Raw genomic sequence first — 6887 nt, 5'->3', positions numbered from 1 at the left:
CCTGATACGGACTCATCTCAGCCATAGCGACCAGCCCTGTAACTCTTTATCACCTTAACCCAGCCTGCCCGACCTTCGATCCGGCTACGTGACGGGGATCGACAACGGGGATTGAGTTGCCGCATTCCCCAAGGCTACGGATTTGGAGATGGAGGCAAGCTCCGTTTGTAGACATCGGGCCACATACTCAACCGCAGCGTAGGTGGTGGCTTTGCCAAGGCTAAGGCGAATGGATCCCAGCGCCTCGGCTTCTGAGTGGCCCATGGCCAAGAGGATGCGGCTGGGGATCAGTTGACCGCTGCTACAGGCGGAGCCGGCGCTAATGGCGATCCCCTGGCGGCTTAGGGCCCTGACCAGCACATTCCCCGGGATCCCTGCGGTGCAGTAGCTGAGGTGGTGGGGCAGGCGCTGCTCCAAATCCACAGGGCCGGTCAGCCGCAAACCGGGCACCTCCGCCAGCAACTGGGCCAAATGCCGTTGCAATTGCCGTAGGCGGGCCGTTTCTTGAGATAGCTCTTGGGCCGCCAAAGCTGCCGCCACTCCCAAGCCGACAATGCCCGGGATCCCTTGGGTGCCAGCCCGCAGCCGCCGTTCTTGCCCACCCCCCCGCAGCAGCGGTCGCAGCTCCACCCCTGGGCGCACGTACAGCGCCCCCACCCCCTGGGGCCCGTAGAGTTTATGCCCGGAAAGGGAGAGCAGATCCACCGGCAGTTGCGCCAGATCCAGCGGGATCCGCCCCACCGTCTGCACAGCGTCGGTGTGGAAGAGCACCCCCGCCTGGCGACAGATCTGACCCAGCTCTGCAATGGGCTGCAGGGATCCCACCTCATTTTGGCCGTGGACGATGGAGACCAAAACGGTATTGGGTTGCAGCGCCTGGATCAAAGTCTGGGGATCCACCTGGCCGGCGGCGTTCACCAGCAGACGGGTGACCTGCCAGCCTTGGGACTGCAACTGGCGGGCAGCATTCTCCACCGAGGCGTGCTCGACGCTGGAGATGATGAGATGTTGGGGAGTAGAGTAGCGCTGGGCCACCCCAAACAGGGCCAGGTTGTTGGACTCCGTCCCGCCTGAGGTAAACAGCAGCGCCTCCGGCTCACAGTTAAGCAGCTCGGCCACCTGCTGCCGCGCCCGCTCCATGGCCATGGCGGCCCGTTCTCCCCACCCGTGCAAGCTGGAGGGGTTGCCCCAGCTTTCCTGCATCGCCATCTGCATGGCCTCGATCACCTCAGGCCGAGGCGGAGTGGTGGCGCTGTGGTCAAAGTAGAGGGCAGGATCCAAACGCAACATGCCAGCTCGACCAGCCGGGGCTCCGTGTTCCTATCTTAAGATCCTTGGCCAGTGTTGCCCAACGCTGGCAGCAGCTTCCCCTTGTTGAGGCCAAACCCGCTGGAGGCAAATTGAGCCTGCCTACTTGAAAAGACTAGTACGCTGGCGGTGCATCACCACCGATTCCACCAAGCCAATGGCCAGAAAATTGGTCAGTAGAGCCGAGCGGCCATAACTTAGAAAAGGCAAAGGCAAGCCGGTAATCGGGGCCAGGCCGATGGTCATGCTGATGTTCACCACCGCCTGAAAGAGGATCATCGCCAGCACCCCAATGGCAATCAGGGATCCAAAATTGTCCTTGGCCCCTTGGGCAATCCAGATCAGCCGCGCACACAGGATCCAAAACAGGATCAGCACCGTCAGGGTGCCCACAAAGCCCATCTCTTCCCCAATGGCCGAGAAAATAAAATCCGTGTGCTGTTCGGGGATGAAGTCCAGCTGGGTTTGGGTGCCCTGCTGGATACCGCGGCCCCAGAGGCCGCCGGCTCCGATGGCAATGCGGGATTGAATGAGGTGATAGCCGGCTCCCCAGGGCTCTTGCATGGGATCGATAAAAATCTCCAGCCGCCGCCGCTGATAGGGCTTGAGAAGGTGCCAAGCTAGCTGACCCAACTGCCCCGAGAGCAGGTTGATTACCCCAAAAGTTACGGCCCCCGTCCACTGCCAGGGGAGACGCCAAGCAGCCAACCCCGCCATTCCCAGACACCAGAGCAGCCAAACCCAAAGCATCCAGCTCAGCTCTGGGCGAGTGTGTAAGCCATAGAGAATGGCTCCCACCCCCGGCGACAGGAGCAAGAGGATCCAACTGCCCTTGGCTCCGGCCCAGTAGAGCATGACCAGGACAATCACCACAAACACCAGGGCAGTGCCCAGGTTGGGCTGCAGGAAAATCAAGATCCAGGGAGGAGCAATGACGGCAACGGCCACCCAAATCTGGCTGAAGTACTTGATCGGCCAGTGGTGCAGGAGAGCAGCCAGGGTAACAATTACCCCCAGCTTGGCAAACTCAGAAGGCTGCACCTGAAAGCCAGCGATGGAGAGCCAGCGCTCCGCCCCTCCCCCCGCCGTGCCGAAAAAGAGCACTGCAATTAAACCTGCCAAGGTCAGGAAGTAGGTGAACCAGTGCCAGCGCAAAAGCCGCTCATACGGGATCCGGGCTACCATTCCCAAAAACACCAGGCTGATCCCGGCCATGATCAACTGCTGCAGCCAATAGTGGCTGATGGGACGCTCCCAGACTGCGCTGCGGATGGCAAGAATGCCGATGCCTGTCAAGGCCAGCACCGTGGCCAGCAACATGCCATCGAACTCGCGCCAAGGAGCCAAGATCTGCCGCAGAAGCTTTTTCCACCTAGGCTGAGAAGACACCTTTGGGTCAACGTTGCCCAGCAATAGACCCCATCCTCCAAAGCAAGGCCAGCACCAGTTTGACATGCCCCTTGCCCCACTGGCTCACTCTCGACCCCTCTCCCACGGGGGGAGCTATTCCCAGCTCTGCAGTTGCCCTAGCCAAGCGGAGAGGCGGGATCCCACCTCTTCTCGACGCCTTTCAAGATTGGCTGCCGTCCAAATCAGAAGCAGGCCCAGCAGGATCCCAGTGGCCCAGAGCAGCAGCGCATCAGTTGTTACCAACAGCCATCCCTGCCGCAGGATCCCCAGCCCAAAGGCCAGCGTGCCCACGAAGAGATAAGCTCTTACCCGCAAGGCCAAGCCCAGCAGACCCAAAGCTAAGCCCAGCCCCACCGGCCAAAATCCCGCCCACAGTTGCCCGTGGGTTTCCACCATCACCACCAGCAGCCATGTGCCCAAGGAAACCAGCCGCAGCCAATGTCGCCCCTGTCGCCCGCTGGCTTCCTGTAATCCCGGATCCACCTGAGCCACATAGAGCAGGGATCCCACCAGGGGCAGGGCATAGAACGTCAGGTAAGCCCAATCCTGATGCCAGCCGTAATTCCACAGGATCCAGTTGCTCAAGAACAGGCTGACATAGCCCAGGCGCACTTGGGATCTCCAGATAGCCAGCAGGGCATAGTAGGTTGCCCCCAGCAGCAGATTAAGGGTGTTATTTCCTCCCGCGGTTACCAGAAAAGCGGCCAGGGGCAGCACCAAGGCTGTATTCTGCCAAGGAGCCGCCGGCCAGCCCCACCGTCGCCAGGGCAAGCCATGGTAAACCAGCCCCAGCCCACAGAGCAGGGATCCGGCCCATCGCGCTATGGATAGCTGCGGCAGCCCCAGGAACACACCGCCCAGCAGAACCCCAGCCCCCTGCCAAGCACTGAGGTAACCCCAGACCGTTGGCACCCAATTTCGCTCTGTTGGAGATTCTAGAGTTGAGGTTCTCGCCTGTCCGGCGGCATAGGCCACCAGGCCGGATCCCGTCAGCACCCAGAGGAGCTGTCCCCAACGGCTGAGGCGAGGATCGAAAAGGGCAGACCAGAGGACAAGGCTGGCCAGAGCCCAGTTGGCCAAGGCCATCCAGCGCAACCCAGCTCTTTTAAGCTGCAGGGTCGCCGCCAGCCAAGGGGGACAAAAGCCGTAGCCCCAGGCCAAGCTCAGCCCTAACAGAGCGATCAACACCAACCCATTTGCCAGGGATCCCCCAGTTCGCTGGCTGAGGAAGTAAAGCCAGCTCTCGTAGGCGGCCACAGACACGCCCCAAGCGCCCAGGAGCCCTTTCCAGTTGGCAGGACGGAGGTCTTCCCGGCCTTGCTCTTGCGCCCGTTGGACCGCCTGTCGACGCCCCAGGCCCAGCAACACGATGGAGAGACCTAAGCTGCCCAAGCCCGTTACCTCACTCCACTGGGCATGGGATCCCAGCCAGCCCAAGCCGGCATAGATCAGCGGCGCTGTCCCCCAGCAACTCAGAGCCTTGACCCGCTGCAGGAGTTGTCCCCCTGAGGACTCCGTCCCACCAGCGCGATCGGGCCGCTCAAAGAGGAGTTTCTCCGGCCCAATCCAAAAGAGGATCCCCAGGCTTAGATTGATGACGGCAAGCAGAGGGGCAACAGGACGGGATCCCTGCACAGCCCACAACACGCCGCTTGCCGCCAGTAGCTCCAAAGCCCAGCCCAGCCCGTACAACAACCCATCCATCTGACCCTTGATCTGGCCAGATGAAAGGGCTTGGGCAATTTCAGGGGCATCCCCTGTCGGAGAGGACTCCGTCCCGCTAGCGCTAGGGGGGAGGGTCGGAGAGGATCCCGTCTCGGCAATGGGAGCAGAGAAGACCGGAGCAACCTCTACCCAAAGTCGGAGACCAATGGCCAGCCAGGTAACCCCAGAGGCCAGCGGTATGGCTGCCGAGAAAGCAGGGGGCGAGGAAGGGGTGAAGAGGGCCGCCGCGGTGGGCAACGTTAGGGAGAGCAAGAGCACCAACCCCAAGGGTATACCCCAGCCATCCAGGGCTGGCCGGTAAGCGGCTTGCAGGCGAGAAGAGAGGTGCCGGATGCCGTAGCGACAGCCGCTCAAGAGCAACAGCAGCGCTGCCAAGACCAGCAGCCATTCCGCTTCCGTAAGTGTCGGCAAGAGCCGGCTGATCCCCACCAGGCCGAACCCTGAGCCGAAGGCCACCGCCAGCAGGGCTTCCCCCTCTGCTCCAGGAGTAGGGGAACTTGGCAAGGGACAAGCCCATAGCCACACCTGGGTAGCTAGCAGCAGCAACCCCAGCCCTAGCCCGAGCAGATCCGGGCCCGGCCTGCCCAAGGTGAGCAACTGCGCCATCACCAGCGAGAGCACGGCCCAAAGACGCAGGGATCCCCGCACTGGGATCCCCTGCTGCCAGGAAAGGGATCCCAATCCCCCTTGCTCTGGGCTCTGCAGCCAGCGGGGCATGAACTCCAGGGGGGGCAGGGCCAATACCTGAGCTGCCGTCAAAACAAGAGGCACCAGCAGCCACAGCCAGCCCATGGATTGTTCACCAGTCGCAGACAACTCGGGGAGCCGTTGCAGCAAAAACGCCAAGTAGCTGGATCCCACCAACACCGACCCTATGCCATCTGCACTTCGCTGCCACAGCTCCGCAGGCACTCCCCAAAAAAAGCGCTCTGACCCACCCAGAGCTACCCGCCCTGCCCATTGCAATAGGCCCACCAGCAGCAGAACCACTCCCCAACTGGACAGGCTAGTGCTCCGCACCGCTGGCGCGAACAAGTCGGGCAAAAGCCAGCGGATCCCGGCTAGCAGTGCCCCCACTCCGTAGGCGTGGGTCAGGAGTACCCAAAGAAAGTTGGGAGTTTCTCCTGATCTGGACTTTTGTTGTAGCCACCAGGCCAGGATCCCGGCGCTCAAAAGCAAGTGCCAAAAGCGAATGGCCGGATAGGGAAGGCTCAAGAGCAGCAGGGATCCGCCCAACCCCAGCACCAAGCACTCTGTCGGTTCTACCAGCCTAGAAAAGCCTGTCTCACCGGCTTCTGGAGTGCTCCTCTGCCAGCGGGCCGCCAACCCCAGCCACAGCACCTCGTAGGGCAGCAGCGCCAACCCCAGCAAGCCCCAAGGGGAATCAAGGGGCTGAAACCAGTTGGTTACTGTAGCTACAACCTCTTGCCGCCAGCTTGCTGGCCACACCTGCCAAAAAGCCCAGCAAGTTTCCAGGCCCAGCAAGAACAGCAACGTCAAATGCACCCTAAGGACTTCGTCCCGCTGGGGCGACTGGGTGTGTCGGCGCAAGCGCCCGATTAAGACATGGATCCCCAGCAGGCTAATCCCCAGCAACTGCCAGCCGCTGAAAGGGCTCTCCGCCAAGCCAATGGCAGCCAGCAGCCAGCCCACCACCAACAGCACCCAGCTCCCCTCCCACCAGCGGGAGAGCATCCCCTCCTGAGCGCCTTCTGCTACGATGTGCGGGGATCCCTGGGGCCATTCCGCTGCCAGCCAACCCAACAGGGCCACCGCCAACCCCAACTGCGACACTTGGACATGCCCAGACAGCAGCCCCCGCAGGATCAACAGGGATCCGGCAGCCCCGATTAGCCAGAGCCTGGAGCCCCGTAATTCTAGAGACCGGCGGCTCCAGGTGTAAATCACGGTGCTGAGGATCCCCAGATACAGGATCCCCAGGACAAAAGCAGGGCGAAGCTCCTGCGGCCCCAAGCTCCAGAAAGCGTGCAAGCCAGAGAGGGCCAAAAAGTTCACCAAGGTTCCGTAAAAGGCATTGGGCTCCACACCGCTGTCGCGAAAGCCGGCACCTGAACCCAGCGAGCGCACCCGACCCTCAGCCGTCAACGGGATCCCCAGCAGCAAGCCCAGCGCCAGGATGCGGATCCCCCAAAGGATCCCCAGCCCATCTAGGGCCCACACGTTCACCGGCACCAGCAGCAGGGCAATAGCCTCCAAGGTTTGACCGGTTAGACGCAGCCCTTCCTGCCGTTGGATCCATCCAGCACCTACCCCAAAAGCCGCCGTATAGGCCAAGAGCACCCCATACTGAGCAGTTGGAGAAAATTGCTCCCAGTGGCTGGCCGCCAGCACCCCCGAGGACACCACCACCAAAAACAGGCCCAGCAGCAACAGCCAAGCCACGCTCAGCTCTGACAGCAAGTTCCGCAGCAAAACAGCCAGCG

Annotated in this window: 3 protein-coding genes; all 3 read right to left on the bottom strand. The window is 61.9% G+C overall.

Translation table 11 applies throughout. The features are described from left to right. Positions 1–84: 84 nt before the first annotated feature. The gene (locus NW837_RS12300; RefSeq protein ID WP_414331900.1) at positions 85–1290 is read right to left on the bottom strand and encodes a cysteine desulfurase family protein; all 1206 of its coding nucleotides are present in this window, start codon (positions 1288–1290) and stop codon (positions 85–87) included. Positions 1291–1410: 120 nt separating this feature from the next. Then, positions 1411–2721, bottom strand: a complete 1311-nt coding sequence (gene rodA, locus NW837_RS12295; protein ID WP_011433253.1) for a rod shape-determining protein RodA — start codon at positions 2719–2721, stop codon at positions 1411–1413. A gap of 90 nt (positions 2722–2811) precedes the next feature. Next, a partial coding sequence (locus tag NW837_RS12290) for a hypothetical protein (RefSeq protein WP_414331899.1) occupies positions 2812–6887 on the bottom strand: 4076 nt, incomplete at its 5' end.

This window comes from Synechococcus sp. R6-10, assembly GCF_047461815.1.
GTDB lineage: Bacteria > Cyanobacteriota > Cyanobacteriia > Thermostichales > Thermostichaceae > Thermostichus.
The sequence above is the reverse complement of the archived record's forward strand: the minus strand, read 5'-3'. Positions and strand labels throughout refer to the sequence as shown.